At 49.3% G+C, this 18,905-nt stretch carries 24 protein-coding genes; 16 read left to right on the plus strand and 8 right to left on the minus strand.

The features are described from left to right. Nucleotides 1-90: 90 nt before the first annotated feature. Both umuC and umuD read right to left on the minus strand, forming a co-directional pair. A complete protein-coding gene (gene umuC / locus AC790_RS18675; protein WP_049852810.1) occupies nt 91-1,362 on the minus strand; it encodes a translesion error-prone DNA polymerase V subunit UmuC in 1,272 nt (423 codons plus the stop codon). Nucleotides 1,363-1,370: 8 nt separating this feature from the next. Continuing rightward, nucleotides 1,371-1,820: a translesion error-prone DNA polymerase V autoproteolytic subunit gene (gene umuD / locus AC790_RS18680; protein ID WP_082204293.1), complete on the minus strand. Its 450-nt coding sequence runs from the start codon at nt 1,818-1,820 to the stop codon at nt 1,371-1,373. 284 nt (nt 1,821-2,104) lie between these two features. On the opposite strand from umuD, the gene AC790_RS18685 reads away from it, so the two are divergent. Further along, nucleotides 2,105-2,842, plus strand: a complete 738-nt coding sequence (locus tag AC790_RS18685) for a metallophosphoesterase (RefSeq protein WP_049852740.1) — start codon at nt 2,105-2,107, stop codon at nt 2,840-2,842. Between the two features lie 138 nt (nt 2,843-2,980). Continuing rightward, the gene (locus AC790_RS18690; protein WP_049852741.1) at nt 2,981-3,247 is read left to right on the plus strand and encodes a hypothetical protein; all 267 of its coding nucleotides are present in this window, start codon (nt 2,981-2,983) and stop codon (nt 3,245-3,247) included. Nucleotides 3,248-3,291: 44 nt separating this feature from the next. Here AC790_RS18690 and AC790_RS25190 read toward each other — a convergent pair whose 3' ends face one another. Both AC790_RS25190 and AC790_RS25195 read right to left on the minus strand, forming a co-directional pair. Next, a complete protein-coding gene (locus AC790_RS25190) occupies nt 3,292-3,648 on the minus strand; it encodes a DUF4440 domain-containing protein (RefSeq protein ID WP_049852742.1) in 357 nt (118 codons plus the stop codon). Between the two features lie 50 nt (nt 3,649-3,698). After that, entirely contained in the window at nt 3,699-4,082 is a 384-nt protein-coding gene (locus tag AC790_RS25195) for an ASCH domain-containing protein (protein WP_235440751.1), read from the minus strand. Nucleotides 4,083-4,220: 138 nt separating this feature from the next. Between AC790_RS25195 and AC790_RS18705 the strand changes: the two genes are divergently transcribed. Further along, a complete protein-coding gene (locus AC790_RS18705; RefSeq protein WP_049852744.1) occupies nt 4,221-4,436 on the plus strand; it encodes a DUF1471 domain-containing protein in 216 nt (71 codons plus the stop codon). A 339-nt stretch (nt 4,437-4,775) separates the two neighbouring features. Here the strand turns inward: AC790_RS18705 and AC790_RS18710 are convergent, their stop codons facing one another. Next, nucleotides 4,776-5,411, minus strand: coding sequence for a hypothetical protein (locus tag AC790_RS18710; RefSeq protein WP_049852745.1), 636 nt, complete (start codon nt 5,409-5,411; stop codon nt 4,776-4,778). A 944-nt stretch (nt 5,412-6,355) separates the two neighbouring features. Here AC790_RS18710 and AC790_RS18715 point away from each other — a divergent pair. From AC790_RS18715 to AC790_RS18770, 13 genes are all read left to right on the plus strand, one after another. Continuing rightward, complete coding sequence (locus AC790_RS18715; RefSeq protein ID WP_049852746.1) at nt 6,356-7,252, plus strand: integrase domain-containing protein; 897 nt, start codon at nt 6,356-6,358, stop codon at nt 7,250-7,252. Between the two features lie 305 nt (nt 7,253-7,557). Beyond that, on the plus strand, nt 7,558-7,845 hold the full coding sequence (locus AC790_RS24410; protein WP_235440752.1) for a hypothetical protein: 288 nt from the start codon (nt 7,558-7,560) through the stop codon (nt 7,843-7,845). Between the two features lie 160 nt (nt 7,846-8,005). Then, nucleotides 8,006-8,347: a hypothetical protein gene (locus AC790_RS18720; protein ID WP_049852747.1), complete on the plus strand. Its 342-nt coding sequence runs from the start codon at nt 8,006-8,008 to the stop codon at nt 8,345-8,347. Nucleotides 8,348-8,477: 130 nt separating this feature from the next. Then, nucleotides 8,478-9,086, plus strand: a complete 609-nt coding sequence (locus tag AC790_RS18725; protein ID WP_049852748.1) for a hypothetical protein — start codon at nt 8,478-8,480, stop codon at nt 9,084-9,086. A 70-nt stretch (nt 9,087-9,156) separates the two neighbouring features. Continuing rightward, a complete protein-coding gene (locus AC790_RS18730) occupies nt 9,157-9,522 on the plus strand; it encodes a hypothetical protein (protein WP_049852749.1) in 366 nt (121 codons plus the stop codon). 112 nt (nt 9,523-9,634) lie between these two features. Further along, entirely contained in the window at nt 9,635-10,246 is a 612-nt protein-coding gene (locus AC790_RS18735) for a hypothetical protein (protein WP_049852750.1), read from the plus strand. A 71-nt stretch (nt 10,247-10,317) separates the two neighbouring features. Beyond that, the gene (locus tag AC790_RS18740; RefSeq protein ID WP_049852751.1) at nt 10,318-10,914 is read left to right on the plus strand and encodes a hypothetical protein; all 597 of its coding nucleotides are present in this window, start codon (nt 10,318-10,320) and stop codon (nt 10,912-10,914) included. Nucleotides 10,915-10,988: 74 nt separating this feature from the next. Beyond that, entirely contained in the window at nt 10,989-11,975 is a 987-nt protein-coding gene (locus AC790_RS18745; protein ID WP_049852752.1) for an ArdC family protein, read from the plus strand. Nucleotides 11,976-12,077: 102 nt separating this feature from the next. Then, the gene (locus AC790_RS18750; RefSeq protein ID WP_049852753.1) at nt 12,078-13,016 is read left to right on the plus strand and encodes a DUF1281 domain-containing protein; all 939 of its coding nucleotides are present in this window, start codon (nt 12,078-12,080) and stop codon (nt 13,014-13,016) included. Beyond that, entirely contained in the window at nt 13,013-13,324 is a 312-nt protein-coding gene (locus tag AC790_RS18755) for a DUF5983 family protein (protein ID WP_049852754.1), read from the plus strand. The genes AC790_RS18750 and AC790_RS18755 overlap by 4 nt, the downstream gene beginning before the upstream one ends. An 89-nt stretch (nt 13,325-13,413) precedes the next feature. Then, on the plus strand, nt 13,414-14,094 hold the full coding sequence (locus AC790_RS18760; protein WP_049852755.1) for an N-6 DNA methylase: 681 nt from the start codon (nt 13,414-13,416) through the stop codon (nt 14,092-14,094). Between the two features lie 115 nt (nt 14,095-14,209). Continuing rightward, the gene (locus AC790_RS18765) at nt 14,210-15,727 is read left to right on the plus strand and encodes a UvrD-helicase domain-containing protein (RefSeq protein ID WP_049852756.1); all 1,518 of its coding nucleotides are present in this window, start codon (nt 14,210-14,212) and stop codon (nt 15,725-15,727) included. Beyond that, nucleotides 15,717-17,357: a TraI domain-containing protein gene (locus AC790_RS18770; protein WP_049852757.1), complete on the plus strand. Its 1,641-nt coding sequence runs from the start codon at nt 15,717-15,719 to the stop codon at nt 17,355-17,357. Before AC790_RS18765 ends, AC790_RS18770 begins: the two co-directional genes overlap by 11 nt. 32 nt (nt 17,358-17,389) lie before the next feature. Here the strand turns inward: AC790_RS18770 and AC790_RS18775 are convergent, their stop codons facing one another. From AC790_RS18775 to AC790_RS18785, 3 genes are read right to left on the minus strand one after another with little or no spacing between them, the layout of a single operon-like run. Beyond that, on the minus strand, nt 17,390-17,776 hold the full coding sequence (locus tag AC790_RS18775; protein WP_049852758.1) for a thioesterase family protein: 387 nt from the start codon (nt 17,774-17,776) through the stop codon (nt 17,390-17,392). Next, on the minus strand, nt 17,776-18,246 hold the full coding sequence (locus tag AC790_RS18780) for a hypothetical protein (RefSeq protein WP_049852759.1): 471 nt from the start codon (nt 18,244-18,246) through the stop codon (nt 17,776-17,778). The genes AC790_RS18775 and AC790_RS18780 overlap by 1 nt, the downstream gene beginning before the upstream one ends. Continuing rightward, nucleotides 18,228-18,803, minus strand: a complete 576-nt coding sequence (locus tag AC790_RS18785) for a hypothetical protein (RefSeq protein ID WP_007885455.1) — start codon at nt 18,801-18,803, stop codon at nt 18,228-18,230. The genes AC790_RS18780 and AC790_RS18785 overlap by 19 nt, the downstream gene beginning before the upstream one ends. Nucleotides 18,804-18,905 lie beyond the last annotated feature (102 nt).

An 18,905-nucleotide genomic window follows, 5' to 3' on the forward strand; every position in this document is an offset into this window, starting at 1 on the left:
AAATTATCTGCTAGTGCGGAGGTCCCCCAAAACTGACGAACAGATATTTACGCTTAACGGGCATCTCATCCTAAAGCGTGCTGTCAGGCTCTAATACACTCTGGCTACAGGGATCTCGTTCCAGTTGGTAGTCCAGGCGTTACTCAACAATTCACGTTTCATTTTCCACTCTGTATTAATCCCCTGCCCAGCAAACCACACATTGCCAAGTCCGGACTGGTTGATACCATCTAGAACCTTCATGAGCTTTTCGCTGTTGGGCCAAGGTTGATTTTCATCGAACAGATTTAACTGGCTCACTCCATTTGGCGTAAAATCATCGAGCATGACTCCAGCCTTCATATACCTTTTTCTTTCAAGCCAGATTTGATCAAGGGACTTCATCACAACATTAATGATCTCTCTGGTATCTTGCGTAGGAAGCGAAAGCTTCATACCAGCAGTGTTGCCATAGTAGATCTCATTGTGCGCATGAGGTGACGTTTGAATGAACATGCTGACATGGCGACAGTATTGACGTTCACCACGTAATTTTTCTGCTGCACGTGTTGCGTACTGGCAAAGTGCTTGCTGCATGGCAAACTTCGTTGTGATGCGCTCACCGAAGCTGCGACTACAAACGATTTGCTGCTTGGCTGGAGGAAGCTCTTCCAAGGGTATGCAGGATTCGCCGTTAAGCTCTCGCACAGTACGCTCCAGAACAACGCTGAAGTTGTCACGGATGAATTTAGGATGAGCGCGTGAGAGATGGAGCGCGGTTTCAATTCCCAGCAGGTTAAGTCTTTTAGCAATTCGCCGGCCAACCCCCCAAATCTCCTCGACAGGCTGATTTTCCAAAAGAGTAGTGGTGCGCTGCGGATTGCTAAGCGTTAGCGCCAGTACCCCGCGGAATTGTTTCCACTCTTTGCTTGCCCATTGAGCCGATTTAGCCAGTGTTTTTGTGGGTCCCATACCCACGCCAACGGTTAGTCCCGTAGTATCAAGTACGTGGGTACGCAGACGTCGGCCGAAATCTTCAAAGTTTTCGCACCCGTCTATGCCGGTTAGATCCAGAAACATTTCATCAATGCTGTATTGCTCAACCCTTGGTGTGATCTCTTCAAGAGCGGTCATTACACGCTGAGACATCGAGTGGTAAAGAGCGTAATTGCTGCTGAACACATGAATTTTCTCAGGATAATCCTGCGCTTTTATCTGGAACCAAGGGGCTCCCATTTTTACATATTTTTTAGCGGCAGCACTGCGCGCAATAACACACCCATCATTATTACTTAATACCACCACGGGTTTACCGCGTAGGTCTGGGCGGAATAGGGCCTCGCAGCTAGCGTAGAAAGAGTTTACGTCTGCCAGTCCAAACATGGCCATGATTACCTCCTGCGCGCACGAGTGCTGTTGAAAAACCAGGTCACGACGCCGAGAAGTTGTAATTCATCGGGATAAATAACGGAGTAGGCTGGGTTCATAGGCAACAGAGCGAGGCGAGGGTGTAATTGCAAGCGTTTAACAGTAAATTCGCCGCCGACTTCAGCAATGACAATATCTCCATGGTTCGCTTCTTCAGCGCGATCAACAACCATGACGTCTCCATCAAACAGCCCCAACTCTTCCATACTGCGGCCACTAGCGCGAACAAAAAAGGTTGAGGCCCGCCGACGTATGCAAAGTTCGTTGAGGTCCAGTTCTGACTCGACATAATCTTGAGCGGGGGAGGGGAATCCCGCGGAGCAGGCATCTCCATAGAAGGGAATTTTTAACGGCGGGCAATACAGTGGCGCCCATAGAAGCGTCAAACCATTATGGTACATGGCCGGTTTCATAACCCGACTCTCCAGACTAAATCCCTTGATTGATGTGCTAATCGTTGTGTGTAGTTCATAAAAAGTCCCTCCTAATTTATACTGTTTATGTATACAGTATTATGGAGTGGGAATTATCTGGCAAGAGGGGGGATGTGACAGAGGGAGGATGTGACTTGCAAATTGCTGAACGTAGAGAATTTTTTTCTTAAAAATCTCATCTAAAAATGGAATGCAAGCTAGTGTCTGTGGCTTACCTTTAGGAATCCGTTCTCTATGTAGATAAACCAACTTGGGAAGCAAATATGCTGATCGCGCAGATTTCAGATATTCATGCCACGTCTGGCAATGACTCTCTTCATCGGCTTGACCGTGTATTGGTATGGTTAGCCCAACTGGGACCGGACGTGTTGGTCATTACTGGTGATTTGATCGATGATCAGTGGCTTGAGGGTTATGAGCGGATAGCTTCGCGTCTACGTCAGCAAACCTACCCTGCATTGCTTCTTCCAGGTAATTCTGACCATCGTGGCCAAATGCAATCAGTCTGGGGCACTCAACAATGGGCGCCTGACTCGCCTGACGGTACACTCAACTTCAATTTTGACTTAGCCGGTCTACATCTACTGGGTGTCGATTCGACGATTGAAAATGAAGATTATGGCTCTGTGCATGGTCAACTTGAGTGGCTGGAAAAGCAGCTTATTAACGGCAGACATTCCCCATCTCTGCTGTTAATGCATCACCACGTTTTTGCCTCGGATATACCGGGTCTGGATAAGACAATGTGCAGAGGCGTGGACAAGCTAACTGATGTCATCTTACGAGCACCTGGAAAGGTAATGGCTGTTTCAACAGGGCACGTTCACCGACCCATTTCGAGTATGCTGGCAGGTAAGCCGGCATATGTTTGTGGTTCTATTTGTCCGGCGAATCCAGTCTGGTTTGGAGCAGAGAGCATTCCCTCAGCTGATGATCCCCCGGCATTGATGATTCATCGTTATGCCGGCAATGTCCTAACCAGTCATCATGTGTCCGTATAAATGCGTGGGAACAGAAGAGGGGAGGGGGATGATACTTATTTGACAGTTATCGCTTTCATCTTTAATCGGTGTGGTTAGTGCGGATTTTGATCAGTTGCAGTACTTTATGTTTACAGCATTTAGCTAATGGAGGGACTTATGCCTCACTACTGCTTTTATAAGAAGGATAAGCATATCCTGGTGGTGAACAGAGCAGATGAAAGCAGAGCAACGTTGCTGATCAGTCAGGGGTATGACAAACAGTTTGAAGAAGTAACCGCATCCGATGCTGAAACTGCACTGCTACGTTTTAGGGATATTTGCCAGGAAGAAAAGACTACGGAGTCTGCATTCGCAACGGGTGGAGCGTTTGTAGCACTAACGGTTGGATTGAAGGCCGCGGTAAATTCGTTGTTCCTGAAATAAAGGCCCTAAACCATAGCTTATTGCTAATGCCTCAATAAGCATTATTAAATTGAACCTGCTTCTGGTGTGCCCTGGTGAAAAGCGAGCTGCCAGCCGTTCTTCTCGCAGAGTATCCAATAAGATGTGCGTAGAGACGCTCGACTACCATCGGATTGGGAAGTTCTGTAATGCAATATTACGCAGGCATCACCCAGGCAGATCAGCTGAAAATCAGCGCTCAGAATATCCGGGGCATCTCTCTCGTGCTCGAGTGATGCTATGGTCTCGATGCGGTTAACCATCAAGCCTGAACGGGTGATTTCGTGAAATTGTGGATGCAATATTTGCTCAAGCCAGTTGCGATCGCTCCGCTTTTCGCCATGAAGGCTGCACTCCAGAATTTTTAGCTTTTCAAGCAGCACGGGTTATATCCTCGACCTTATGAGCATTAGATATTGCCCGCGTTTCGGTGTCATTCGTTAGCCGACTCAAGGTGATGTATTACATCTACCTCAGAATCTAGCTCAATATCAGGATAGTGTTCACGCATCCCTGCCAGCAGTACCTTATCAGGCCACGCATCTCGCTTATCCAGATAACCGGCAACAGCAGACAACGGCATCTTTTTGACTTTGGTCACCATCACTCGTGCTGTGTCAGATGCATCTGATGCATTCACATAGATCATCGCACCCGGAACTATCTCCTGTTCACGCCAACGGATGGTATGCGTTTTTATGCCTGTCCGAACTTCGGAAAGCAGCCGCGGGACAATTTTAAGGCTTTGAACCATGTTATCTCCTGCAAAGCAGTAGCGTACTTGCTCAACTCTGCTTTGCGATAAGGTGATTTTCATAGGGAGTGCCTATAGACGCAATAGTTAGCACGATCACAATACCAGCATTTATTGTTAATTATGAAATGATAACTATAGGTATTATTATTCCATCGAAAGCGAACGAGCTTTCAACCATACACACTAAGGAATATGACCATGAAAACTATCAAAGCAATGTCTATCGCCGCCGTAGCCGCTCTTTCTCTGATGTCTGCAGCAAGCTTTGCGCAGAGTGTTTCAGTCACCTCCGGTACGCTGGATGGTGCAGAAGCAAAAATTGCAGCGAAGGCTCAGGAACAGGGTGCTCAGTACAAAATTACTGAGGCAAACACCAACAATATCGTGCACATGACCGCAGAATTTTACAAATAACGGATGGTCGCAAAGGGAAGTGCCGGAAGAGGTCGCCATAATGGCGGCCTTTTTCGCGTTAAAATCTGCGAATGTGTCATCGTTATCCCAAATTTAAAGGTTCTGGATTAGTACTGGGAAGATAAATCTAGAGTTATGCCTCTGTCTTATGCTTATCATGAAAACCAAAAAAATATAAAAGTGGTAATATGTCAATTATCAGCAATGGGTTTATGTTGGCTCTGACGGCTTTTTTGACATGGACGATAATGTATAACATTCATTATTCATTCAAAAGTGGTGGCGAGCCTATTTATCTTGTTCAGAGTAACGTTAGGCCATGTGCTTTGGCCTGCGCTCCTATTTCTTTAGTTTATCAATTAGTTTTTTATAATGAATGAAGCTACCTAGTGCTGGATATGTAATTAAACACAATGTGTATTGTATTAACATGAAAATAGACATAGAGCCTGTTACTAAGGCTAAAGGGATTTGATTTTTCATTTCAACTAAAGAAAATGTCGCTTGAGAAAAGATAATGGCAAGCGCGATGTATATTACGATGCGATAGATCCCTTTGAATCTTTTCTTAAGGAATTTTTCTTTATTAAGAGTTATTGCGGTGTTGCTTACAAATGGGCTCAATGAAATTAACTCTTTATCTAAACAGTCAATTACTGTTCGTATAGATGCTTCCTTTTTGGTATCAAGTTCAGGATTTTTCTTCATAAGCTCTAACATTAGCGAAGCAAGCTCGTTATCTTTTATTTTTGTGAGCTCAAACAAAACCTGTGATTTTAATTTTTGGCTTGCCACAATTTTGGCATCTGAGAGTTCATTTTTACTATTGTCAAGTGACGATATTTCTTTATAAACCGATATTCTTTCGTTGGTGAATTTTTTTAATCTTCCATGAATGCCAAAGAAAAAATTAAGAGCAGCAAGGAAAATTGTTACTGTCAGCGTTAAAACCGTGGCATTGCTAATGTTATCCAATGGGGTACTCCTTTAATTCACTTAAAATAGATGTAGGCTAAAAGTATATGTTATTTTAGTTTGACAATAAAATTTATAAGTTGATATATTTTCGATGCTATACGTTGCCTAAGGGCAACCACCAATGGTCCTGTAGCTTGAGAGGATCGCCTTCGGGTAGCTACGAAAACACTCCTGTAGCCTGAAAGGGAGAACACATCAGTGTGGTACATCTGCTCGCTCCTGGAAGCAGATATCGTCAAAACATGCGCACCTACGACGCGACGATGGGAGTACATTAATCACACCAAAGCCAGGCTTTTACATACGCCTACGCCCTCAGACAATGCATCCTCAATGATGCTTTTCTTCACTTACGTTATGAGATTTGTCAGGGATACGCCCTGAGCTGCATACGACTTTTGCTATGACGCATAAGCCCATTTGGAACATTTGGGCGCTTGCGGAAGACGCATTAGAAGCATGAAGCTGCGCGGCGTCACTTTGGTTCGAGTGAAACGAGAACAAAGTGACGCGCGCAGCGCATAACGATCAAACCCACGTACAGTGCGGTTTTCGGCATGCCGGTACATTCTGACGTGCACGTATTACGTGTTTTCAGATGCTCAACTGGCTATTTATCAACCATGACGCGACGTTAACGAACAACCCGTTAAGGGCGTTTTATTAGAAGGAGAATGATCGACTCGGTATCGATGGCGACATCAGGAAACTGGTGTACGGAGGCAGACTGACTAACGTCAGCACGGCGCAAGCCGCAAACAGGTCTGAGACCTGGGGAGCCTCGCAAGAACTCAACATTTCGCCGCCCCGATGCACAGATACCAGTCGAGACGCAGGAAGCGCAAAAGCAACCGTGTCATCGGGGAAGAGATGTACAGATTCTGAGTCATACAGCTGTGGGTTGATGGGCTTACAGCTGTAGGTTCTGAAGGAGATAAAAATTGTCTGGTAAATTAAGTAAGCAGCTCGTCACGCTCGCACGTCAGGGTGGAGGAAGTTTTAAAACGGTTTCTGATCGTTCAAAGATTGCCAGTCGCTTTTCGGAGCGACTGGCAACCCTTAATATTCAGATTCGGGACGTTAGCCATATTAAAACCAGGCATCTCGAAAATTACATTCGTAGTCGTCAGGATGAAAATATCTCGTCACGCACCCTGCAAAATGAAATGGCCGCTTTACGTTCAATCCTTTCACAAGGCGGACGTAACGTTCTGGCTAATCCTGCACATGAGAAATTGAGTAATAAGGCACTGAATATTTCAGGAGCCAGTCGGGAAGGCACTAAAGTTGCCATTTCTGACGAACGTCTCAGAGAAATTGTTTTAACGGTTTCAGAAAAAGACAGTGGGGTTGCGTTAGGTGTTCAGCTCGCCAGATATATTGGGCTGCGTGCAGAGGAAACGGTTCAGTCGGCAAAGTCACTTAAGACCTGGCGAAAAAATTTAGAAGCCGGAAATAATAATGTTCGCGTTGTGTTTGGCTCTAAAGGAGGGCGTCCACGTGATGCCACCGTTTTTGATAAAGAGAAGGTTGTTAACCTGTTAAATGAAGCTATTCGCTATATAGAACAAAATAACGGTAAATTAATCGATAAACCAACGCTTCATCAGGCGCTTGATCGTTATCATAACGTGTTACGTGAAAGTGGAATGACCGGAATCCATGCGCCTCACAGTCTCAGGTATGCTTATTCAAAGGATGCTGTAAATCATCATTTAGAAAATGGTATGAGTCGCAAAGAGGCTGAGGCTTTAGTTTCAATGGATCTTGGACACGGTGATGGACGTGGTGCTTACGTTGCCCGGGTTTATAACCGGATAGATGAGTCAGATGAATAAAAGGTTCTTGTCATTTGCTTTAAACAAACGCTATTATTAAAACGCTTCTTACGTTGTCTTCGGACAACCACCAATGGTCTTTAGCTTGAGATGACCGCCTTCGGGTAGCTGCAAACAACACTCCTGAAGCCTGAAAGGGAGAACACATCAGTGTGGTACATCTGCCCGCCTTTGGAAGCAGATATCGTCAATCACGGCTCCTACTGCCTGGCGATGAAGGTACATTCAACCATCTGGCTCCGGCCTTCGTCCTTCGGGGAAACATTCCCGACAGGGCAAATGTTTCTCTGTTTTCTGAAGAAACTATGTCCATAACCCGCTCGTTTCTGAATGAGTTGCGTACACCATTCGATCTGGTCCTTTCCGTTGCAACCCGCGTTGCATCTGAATGTCCTGACCTTAAGGCTGCACTCAGGGGAACATCGTGGCTTGCTTCACCTACCGGTCATTATGAATTTCGTTCCCGCGTCTGGTTTGACGATCAACGTTATCACGCCATTGTTATGGCAAGAACGTTGATTGCAGGCCAGCCAGGCGATGAATTCATTTTTCAGCCGGCACGGGGAGCATTTTACCCACAAAGCTGCAGCTAAAGCCGCACAGCATGCCGCGTCTGATGCTGCGACTTTCAGAGTGTTCACCGCTCAGAAATAACAGCGCAGTCGTCTGAAGCATACATTCGCTATGCGAATGCCCCCTCGGGAAACATCTTCCCGACAGGGCAGGTGTTTCCCGCTAAACAGGAGAAACACCATGCATACCCTTTTATTACCAACCTCCTTTTCCATAAAAGGCATCTTTTCAGCCGCCTCTGCTGCAGCGTTATCCCTGTGGGATCGCGCCGCTGCCGGTAAAAGAAAAGAAGAGTGGATAACGAACCGGGCTGGCTCACTCAGCTTTAAGGTTCAGGTTCATCAGTTATCGTCAGGAAAATGGACGGCCGGCATACTTACCCGTTCCGGCACGTTTTACGGTAATCACCGGTTTGGTTCTCTGAAAAAGCCGGATGAGGTATTCCGCTCTTACCGTCAGGCTCGCCGTTTTGCACTAAAGCTGGCGAATCAGATTGCAAACCTGCGTTATGCATATCAGTAAGGGAAAATGGAATATGACTATTTCAACAAACCTTCTGGCAATTGGCCGATTAGAATCTTTCTAATCTGACTTAACCCTGTGGGGATTTATTCCCCATCAGGGGATAAATCCCTTTTTTTGAGGATTTATCATGACACCAATCTCCGTACCGCCCCAACACGTTACCTATACCGTGAAGCAGAGCGGATGGATATCCTCGAGCCAGTGGCAAAGTTTTACCCTGGCAGTCACTGAAGCATTCTGGCTGTTACCGGTACATCTCCGTCCGTGCTCGCCAACTGACGGTACACGTCTGGAACGCGCGTCCATGATGTTTACTCACCCCGGGGCTTTTGAATTCGGTGGAAAAGACGAAGGGAATTACATATCCAAAAGCGTGATGTTTACCCTGGATATGAGCCCTGATTTGCGTATTGAAACTGAAGGTCAGCCTATCGACTTCTTCACGCGGATTGCGCTGCTGATGCTGTATCACCATTGCTCAGGATGCTTTGAGATAACGTCATCAGCTGGCGGTGTCAGCTGGGCGCTTCCTGTTCGCTGGGCAATACGGCACCAACTGATTGCTGACAGTAATGCTCCCCAGCCTTTCAGCACGCACGGTTTCATTACCGGTGCAGCTGATGAACTGCTTATCAGAAGCGTTTCCGGGGCTGAACGTCCGTTTACGACGGCTGACTGGGGACTGGTTTCAGAACTTGAGTTCGCACTCGAAGAACTGAAAACCGGCAACCGCTGATATTTAACTTTATGCACCTGGAGGAGATACCCGCCTCCAGGCGGTATCTCTTTTTTGAGGAGATATACCGATGCGATTTTCTACACCAAATGACGTACTCAGCTTCATGCTTCAGCTTGAAAGCGAACTCGTCGGGATCCGTGCGCTTGAGAATATCGAGTGTGATTACTATGCAGATCCAGAGTGTATGAGCCTTATACACAACGCTCTTGAGTACGCAGGTAAGCAACTCGGTGAATTTGAAGAGGCCAGTATCCAGGGAGAAACAGCAACCTGCTCAGCGCTCGCGCTGGAGGTGCAGGAAAATCTTCACCTGATAGCGGCGGATGTCTACGAATACCACTGGAACCGCTCAATTGAAGAGGGCCGCTGGGAATATCGTTATAACAAAGCTGTGGCTGCATGCGATGACACAGATTTTTTAATGACCATTTAGGGTAAAAACCTTAACCCTCCTTCCGGGATTTACTCTCCGGACAGACCAACTTAACCCAACGGGGATCTACCTCCCTGTGGGCGGTAGATCCCCTTTTGAATGGAGATTTACCATGACACATACACCAACCGAGCCTCTGGTCCTTCCGGGCGTTTACCAGTTTGTGCAGGCAGCGTCCATAAATGATGAACAGTGGCTCAGATTTACTGACGCAGTTAAAGAAGCCTTCTGGCTTCTTCCCGCTCAGCTCCGGCCTTATAAGCAGTTGGGCTTTGACATGAACCGCGCGTCAGAACTTTTTGACGAAGAGGGTTCGGTCACGTTCAACCATAAGGACGGCGAAGGCTACTGCCTGAATCCGTTCTATCTCAGGCAGACGCTTTCGGATAATTTTCGGCCATACCGTAAAGTGGAGAGCCAGCGATGCAAACAGGATTTCTTCGTGCGTATCGTTCTGGTTCTTCTGCATAACCTATGCCCCGACAGCTATCACATAACCAGTTCCTGTCCGCAAAGCTGGCATTTCGCGCAGCGATGGCTGGCATGGAATATGGATATGTTTACCAAAGCACCTGAAAAAATACCGGCATCGTTTGTTATACCCGGCGCAATTGAACATCTGCTGCTGGTAAAAACCTCCGGTCGCGGCAAGCAGGTCACCACTGAAGAGTGGGAAGCAATATCAGGCATTGAGTTCTGGCTTGCTCAGCAGCACAACAGCTGACCTGTATACCCATCCTTCCGGGATTTGCTCTCCGGAAGGAGACAGATCCCGCTATTACAGCAGGTGATCCTATGTTTACTTTTAACAGTGACGCGCTCGCGCAGCTGTTTCATGAAACTTACCATCAGGCTATGTCAGTCAGGCTTGTTATCTGTTCGCAGGAAGGTTTGTTCCTGGAGTTCAGGAACGGATTACCCGGTCAGCTTTTCTACCGCAAAGAGCGCATTTATGCGCTTGAATACAGCGGTGGGAGTACCGACCCGGGCGTGCAGGTAGAACTGAATTTTGGTCAGATCTCTGAGACGTTCGATCTCACTGTAGATGACCCGGCCTTTTTCAGTCCCATAACGCCGGCAGACAGGGTGGTTGTTCTGTCTGTCCCTTCACCCTACCAGCTGAAGCGCAAAACCATTAGCTGGCTCAGTCAGCGTAAATTCGCGCTGTTCCGTGAACGGATCGACCTCATTAGGACTTCGGATTTTCGCGACTGCAGCTGCGACGAAGAGCGGGCCCGGTGGTTCGGTTCGGCAGCTTCAATGCTTGAAGAAGCAATGTTTACTGACAGTAAGCGGCATGACCGCCACGCTTTCTATCATTCCAGGCGGCAACTTCGGTTGCGCCTGAACAGCTTAACCGCCGACGGAAAGATTATTTCTCCGGTGCGTTAACCACTTTCCCTGACGGGCGTATTTCTCGCCCGTCAGGGGAGGGATGCGCCCTTTTTTCATTTAAGGAGCATCCCATGACTAGACCAACCAAAACCCGTCGCACGAAGAAAACTGAGAGCGTCGATCTATACCAGAAGGTCACTGACCGTATCGTTGAGGCACTGGAGAACGGCGTGGCGCCATGGAAAAAACCATGGCGCACTGCTGGACGCTACGCCGCAGCGGGTCCGTTACCGGTTAATGCCTTAACCGGTAAGCCTTACCGCGGTGTGAACGTGCTGCTGTTATGGCTGGCCGCAGAGGAAAAAGGATACAGCACCGATAGGTGGGTAACGTATCGTCAGGCGCAGGAGCTGGGCGGTCAGGTTCGCAAAGGTGAAACGTCATCAGAGGCCATTATCTTCAGACCGTTTGAAAAACAGGCTGAGGATGCCAGCGGAAACAAGCTGATTGATTCCGACGGTAAGCCGCTGATGGAATCGCGGGCCATGATAAAGCCTAACTTCCTGTTTAACGTCGAGCAGTGTGACGGTTTACCGGACAGTGTTGCGGCTGTACCGCATGAGTCTCCCGTAGCTGAATACCCCGGTACGATCGACTGGCCGACGGAAAAACGGATATGTGAGATTGTGCATATGGCGGGCGTTAAGGTTGAGTTCAGATTACAGAACCGGGCCTGTTACGCCAGATACACTGATTCCATACTGATGCCGAAGGCGGAACAGTTTTTTACCCATGCCGACTACTTCAGCACGTTGCTGCATGAAGTTGTGCACGCCACCGGCCATGAGTCACGACTGAACCGCGAGGGCATAACCAAACCGTCGAAAAAGTTCGGCGATTCGGTTTATGCGTTTGAGGAGCTGATAGCGGAGATGGGCAGCGCGTTTCTCTGCGCCCAGCTCGGCGTGTTTGGCGATGTTCAGCACGACAGCTACATAAAATCGTGGCTTGAGGTACTGAAGTCGGACAAAAAAGCACTCTTTCGTGCCTGCCGGCACGCGAGAGAAGCGTCAGAGTTTTTACTGCAGTTAGATCAACGTGCGGCTGAAGCTGCATAACACACCAACCCGGCATCGTTAAGTAAACACGTTGCCGTCCCGTGAGGGCATTGTTCCTCACGGGACAGTGCCCTCTTTTTTTTGAAAGAAGAGGAATTAACCATGTCAGACTGGTGCCATAACCGTTTAGAAATCACCGGCAAATCCGCGCTCATCAGCATCATGGAGGAGTGGATCAGCGGTGAAGCCGTACCGCTTTACCGTCACGCCGTCATGCGCAGCATAAAGCTGTTTCTGGCGGGGTGTGGCGGCCTGCTACGCCCGGTTAAAACGGAGTCTTTTCCGCCGTTTCCCGGATTAATGCAGAGCGGAACGGGACAGGGCACGCCAGCCAACCTGGCGTTTGATCAGTGGCTCGGTTTACTGCGCAATGACGTACAGCTTGACGGAGAGCATCTGCGCAAAATTGAGCGGCTTTACCATCAGTCGGGTATCGACGCGATCCGCTGGGACAGTATTCCGGACGTTTCACGCAGACATATCGCGCGACTCATTGAGGAACGCTATGCAGACTGGTTTGGTATTGCCACACTTTCCCGGGAAATCGATCCGGGTCAGTGCTGGGAGCGACTGAGTCAGCTGCCTGAAAGGGCTCAACCCTGCGATATGCTGCAGATAATCCCGACCCGGCTGGCTGCCGAACTGAACGGAAGTGGCGGACTCCTGTCCGGGGCGTCTACGTCCTGCAGCCTCTATTGCCGACAGTACGGTATGGAGTGGCCGGCAGGTCACAATGTCAGCTGGGAACGTGATGGCGTCAGCAGCATAAAACTTGCGTTTGATTCCGCCTGGTTCCCGCCAGCAGCAGAGGTCATCGCGGCACTGTCATCTACCTTTGACTGTGAAATTCGTCACTGGTACAGCGAGCCGGTTCACGATCTTGATGGTTATGACTGTTACGATCGGGGCGAGCACGTCTGCAGTGCTGAGGCGATTATTGACGAGCTGGACGACGGCAGGCCCGGACTTCATCTGGTGCCGGTCGTTGAACCTCATGAACCAGAAAGTGCAATATCCGTTCATCAGGCGGCACAGGTATGAGCGGCAACAGTGAGTACCTTCGCTGCCGCGTTATTTCGACGGCTCACCTCAGCGCAGAAGACAATGCGCTGCTGGATGAAATCACGACTCGTGAAGTCGGTAACGGTGAGTGGGTCCACTATATCGGCGGGGGCTATCTTCTGCGGTTAACCGCGTGTACCGCGTCGGTTCTGCGGCTGAAGGAAGCCGGGCTATCGAAAGAAGCCCGCCGCGTGATCGCTTCACTGATGCGTTCGGATGCCGTGGAAATCCTGATTTTTGAATCAGGGGCTCCGGAGGCGAAAGGATTCACCACGTACAGCTGGTAACCAAAAAAGGCGGGCCGTAAGGCTTGCCTCACACCCTGAGGGGAACACCTCCCCAGGGGCGTGTTCCCCTTTTTTTATGGAGAACACGCATGACTTTTATCAACCATCGCAGCGCATTCCTGAAGATTTTCAACACCACGGCCCGTTATCATCACCGGCACAAGGTGTTTGAGGACTTCGTCAGCTGCGCGGCCATTGCGCTGCACAACGGCGTTGCGCACGATGCAGAGCTGGAAAAGCAGTATCTGAGCATAATTGCCGGCTACGAGAAGGAAGACGTCACCCGGATGGCTGAGTTACTGGGTCACGTCGTGATGGCGCTCGATCAGGAACGTTGTGATTTTCTCGGCAGCGTTTTTATGGAGCTTGAGCTGGGAGATAAGTATCGCGGCCAGTTTTTCACGCCGTGGGACGTATCGCGAATGATGGCATCAGTGCAGCTTTCCGGCATCGATGCGCTGATGCAGGGAAAAGACTTCATTACCCTGCAGGAGCCGGCGAGCGGTGCAGGTTGCATGGTCATCGCCTTCGCTGAAGAGTTTGCTCAGCGCGGTTACACGGTCTCAGAACAGCTGTGGGTGTCGGTGACGGACGTAGATCCGCTGGCCGCCAGTATGTCCTATATACAGCTCTCGCTCTGCGGCATTGCGGCAGAGGTTGTGACCGGAAACGCGCTGACGCTTGAGCGGCGTCGCACGCTTTACACCCCGCTGCACTACACCGCCAGGTGGGCAGCAAAACTCGGCAGCGCAGAGCAACGCGCAGCCTGACCATAACGCCTATCCGGAGGCGTTTTTTTTGCGGGTCAGTATAGAGTTTGCGGTGGATACCGCCTCCCCGACAGGGCATGGTTCATGGCTTGACGCTGACGGAGGTACTGATTACATGCAACCCACGCAGGAGCAGGCACAGATCATCGCCTGGAAAGGCAGGAAACTTGTCGTTACGGCATTTGCCGGTACGGGCAAAACGTCCACGCTTGAAGCCTACGCACTGGCAAACCCCACGGAGCGGATGCTTTATCTCGCCTACAATCGCGCGATCAGGGAGGAGTCTGAGCGTCGTTTTCCTTTTAACGTCGAGTGCAGAACGTTTCATCAACTGGCATGGCCGACGTTCGGGCGGCACTTCCAGGCGCGGCTAACCACGTCTCTTCGCGTAACGGATATTGCGCGGCTGCTCAACACCCGTCACTGGCTGCTGGCACGGACTGCGCTGAACACGCTTAACACCTTTCTGTACAGCGCCGACGGAGAAATCTCATTTCTGCATCTGCCCGATGAGAACGATCGGGGCGGACTGGACGCGGGCAAAATACTCGGAGCTGCACAGGTCATATGGCAAGAAATGACCCGGATAGATTCACATTTTCCGGTGACGCATGACACCTATCTTAAACTTTATCAGCTGTCAGTGCCGGAGCTGAATAAGAAATGGAACGTGATCCTTTTCGATGAAGCGCAGGATGCGAATCCGGTGACCAGTCAGTTTGTTCTCAGTCAGCCCTGTCGCATCATCCTTGTCGGCGATCGTTATCAGCAGATATATCGCTTCAGGGGGGCGGAAAACGCTCTCGTTTCCCCGCAGCTTGAGACTGCAGACAGGCTGTGGCTGACGAACAGCTTCCGGTTTGGTCCGGCGGTCGCAGACGTTGCTAATACCCTGCTTGCCGAGGCGGGGGAAACCCGCCGGATTTGCGGCCTTGGCGGTGAGGACCAGGTAGTACCCGAACTGCCCGCCGGAACCGCACACTGCTGCGTTATCAGCCGGACGGTAGCGGGCGTAATTGGCTCTGCCCTGGTGGAGAGCCTGACGGGTAAAAAGGTGTACTGGGTCGGCGGCATGGAGGGCTACCGCATTGGTGAACTGGAAGATTTGTACTGGCTTTCGGTCGATATGCCCGATCGCATTCAGTCGCCGCAGCTGACGCGTGATTATCGTGACTTTGAAGAATACCGAACCATTGCCAAAGCCACAAAAGATCCGGAAATGGGGCAGGGTGTACGATTGCTGGACATGTACTTTCCACTGCCAATGCTGCTGGCCGTGTTAAAAAAGCAGGCGGTGACGCGCGAAAGCGATGCTGATGTGACGGTCGTGACGGCGCACCGCAGTAAAGGGCTTGAGTGGATCACGGTCAAAATTAACGACGATTTTGTTGATATTACCGATCCCCTTCTTAACCCGCGCGAAAAAGAAGATGAGCTGAATCTTCTATACGTATCGGTGACGCGTGCGCGCAAAATTCTGGTGCCAAATGAGCTGGTATGTATCGTTACCGGCAGCCTCGATGTGCTAAGCGATGAATCTGAAGCACCGGGTGAAACGGAATCTGTGAGCGCAGACGCTGCGATTCATATCAGTGATGAAACCGAATTATCAGGAAGTCAGAATGTTCAGTAAGCTCATGACCATAATATCCGGGGGGAAAACCGCAGATAAACCAGCACAAGCTGGCGGTAAGATTCCGTCGGGATATTTCGCGCCACAGTCAGCCGCAGATCTGTTCTCCTTCCCGCACCGTAAGCTTCTTCTCAGGCAAATCTGGGATAACACGTCTTTGCCGGAAGAAGTTTATAACCGGCTTTACCTCGCACCACTGCAAAGACTCGCTGAGTACGTACAAAACGTGCCGGCCAGCGCTGAAGGCGAATGGAGTAAAGAGGGCGGATACATAGATCTCACCCTGAAATTTACTGCCTGCAGCGTCAGGCTGGCAAAAGGGCATATGTTTCCTCCGGGCGCGGTACCCGAAGAGCAGGCCGCTAAAAACACGCTCTGGAATGCGGTTGTTTTCTGGTCAGCACTTACCGCACATCTGACGCAGCTAACCCGGATTGAGGGGGAGGTGCTGGACGGACAATTCTGGATCCCCGGTATGTTAGCGCCGCGCGCGCCCTATCGATTTCGCATAAGTAATGTAGCCGACTCCAGTACGGCAGCAATGATGGCCGCCAGGCTGTTACCTAATGACGGGCTCACCTGGCTCTGCGGCGATCGCCTGGCCTTGCGGGTAATGGCTTCGCTGGCTGGCGGGGATGGGGCGGCCATGCCGCTTATCAAAGAGATTCTCGACAAAGCGCGAAGCATCAGCGGTTCGCCCGCCAGTTCTTCGCCTGCATTGGCCGCTGCGATGCCGATACCTGAGCCGCAGCTGCCGGCGACGGCTTGCCCTGGCGATATCATCAGTTCTGCCTCTGCACTCGCCGGTATCAAATCTGAAAGTTCGGCGGAGCTGGCCTCCGGTCTCGCTCCAGTGAACGCAGAACACCCGTTAACTGCGGATGACGAAACAGGGTCTTTGCTCTTGGCACTTTCAGAAAACAGCGGCGAAGTAACTGGGCAGCCAGAGGCTACAAAAGCGGCTGATGATGATACGGCCGTCCTTCTCAGCATGTTTGCTGCAGCTGAACCGGCGGACACCGGTGTGGACGAACAGCTGGAAAAATCAGATACGGCTACTTCAGATGACTGTTTGCCTGTTGAGGAAATTAATGAACAGATAATCGCAGTCCCGGATGAAAGCCTGGAACTTATGCCCGATGCAAAGCCGCAGGAGACATTGCCTGTCATTGATTCAATGCTGGAGCAAGCTAATAACGTAAAAGTTTCGTTGGAAAACCCCGTTATTCTCTCTGCACCTGAAAGCAGTGATGTAAATAATCTCGGAGAGCAATTCTTATTATGGCTTAAGGATTCAGTTAATAATAATACGCTTAGCGTAAATGAGAAAAACAGCCTTCTTCATGCAGTGAGCGGGTTTATGTTTATTTCTCTACCGGGTTTGCCCTTCAAATTCATTGAAGCAACAGGCATTGATAATGATCGCAGGGCTGTGCAGGCGTCATTTGAAAAGAACGGCGTATTGCATATGCGCAACGATAAACGTTTTTTCAGGGTGCGCATATATGAAGCTGAAGGTCTGGAAGGTAAATATCAGAAGCGGAGTGGATATTTAGTCCGTCTCGCTTTATTTTATGAGGCAGGAAAGGATAAGGTTAAAGACAGCCGATACATTCTGATTGAAAACTAATGAGGGAACCCGACAGGGTTCCCTCAGGCAATTCAGGCTGGAATAGCATTCTTCACTGCATCAGGAACACTAGGCCTGCCGTTAGTGATGCACGTAGCGGTAAATACCGCTTCTGAGTACACTACATCGTTAACCAGTATTTGCTGAACAAAATTGACGCGACTGCGCTTCTCGTTTGCCTGGAGGGCGCATGTTACCTGCATTTCATCCCCTTTCTGCAGGCTCTTTTTAAAGCGCATCGTGTATTCCAGGATCATGTGAAGGCGTCCTTCAGCGAACTCCTGTTCGAGATCCAGCCCCAGTTCTTCTTTCATAAACGCGTGGCGCGTCCACTCCATGTAGAAGGGATAGTACAGTCCATCCACAACACCCTGAAAATCAACGTGCTTTTCGTCTACGGAATAGGTTTTGGTAAACATCATAAGTCCTTAAAATAGTTCAGCAGTGCAAACCGCATTGGCAGTATCAGATTTTCAAATTCCTTTTGCGAGGTGTCAGCCCCGGTACAGATGTTGAGTGCCATACTCAACTCATTTTCAATTCCATAGATAAAGCTGATGCCGTGATAAATGTTGTGTTGCCGACGTTGTTCATCAATAACATTATTTTTGTCATTGCGGAGAGCGTCATCCCAGACCACTGTACTGACGTCCCCTTTTTTGATTTTTGTCAGCTCAATACCAATTTTAATGAGAAGGCTGTCTTTGTATTTCCCATCGTAATAAAACTTGTTATCCCAGTCCGCATAACCATTGCTCTGATGGGCTGAGATAGTGTTTTTTTCAATTAGCAACGTGGATATATAGGTCGTTTTTTCCAGCTTGTTCAGGAAGTTTATAACCTCTGTGCTGCAGCGATGAAAATTTAGCTTTACCTCTTTTGAATCCACTTCACTCTCCGGCACTCGAGAATATCTTCTTTCTTAATGGCCGTGCTTTTTACACCTTCAATAGTGACATTATCCTCGTCAACTATTTTGACCACCCCAATTACCAAGCCGTTTTTGTGCCTTACATGGCATAGCTTGTTGTTATTAGGGTCCAGAGTTCGCTCATTGGATACAATACAGAACTCTCCGAAACTTATATAAGGCTCGCCGTAGGTACCGCCGACCTGTATGAGTTCAACGTCGGGTATCTGGCGGCTGGCCAGTATGAAAAGGGTATCTTCATCGAGTTGGGTGTATTCAGTGAACTGAGGCGGAAATCCCGCACCCGTCATGATCCAGTCACCTTCAACCTTCAGACCGCTCTCGCTGAAAAAGCCTGCAATCAGATTGATCACATCAATGCGTCGCGGCGGTACGGTACCGCCAGACTCCCAGCGGGTATAAGTCGTGTAGGAGAGGTCAGTATTCTTCTGCTGAACGTAGTTCACCACTTCCTGAGGCGACGTTCCGGTTGCCGCGCGGCAACATTTCAGCCTCTTCTCAATTGTGTCAAGCATGCGTACGCCTTAAGCGAAATCAATACACATGATTCTAAAGGAAAACTTAGTGTTTGTTGTGGGAATAAATACCAATAAATGGGAAATATTTGCACGAAAGTC

It is taken from the genome of Pantoea sp. RIT-PI-b, assembly GCF_001187905.1.
Classification (GTDB): domain Bacteria; phylum Pseudomonadota; class Gammaproteobacteria; order Enterobacterales; family Enterobacteriaceae; genus Pantoea; species Pantoea nemavictus.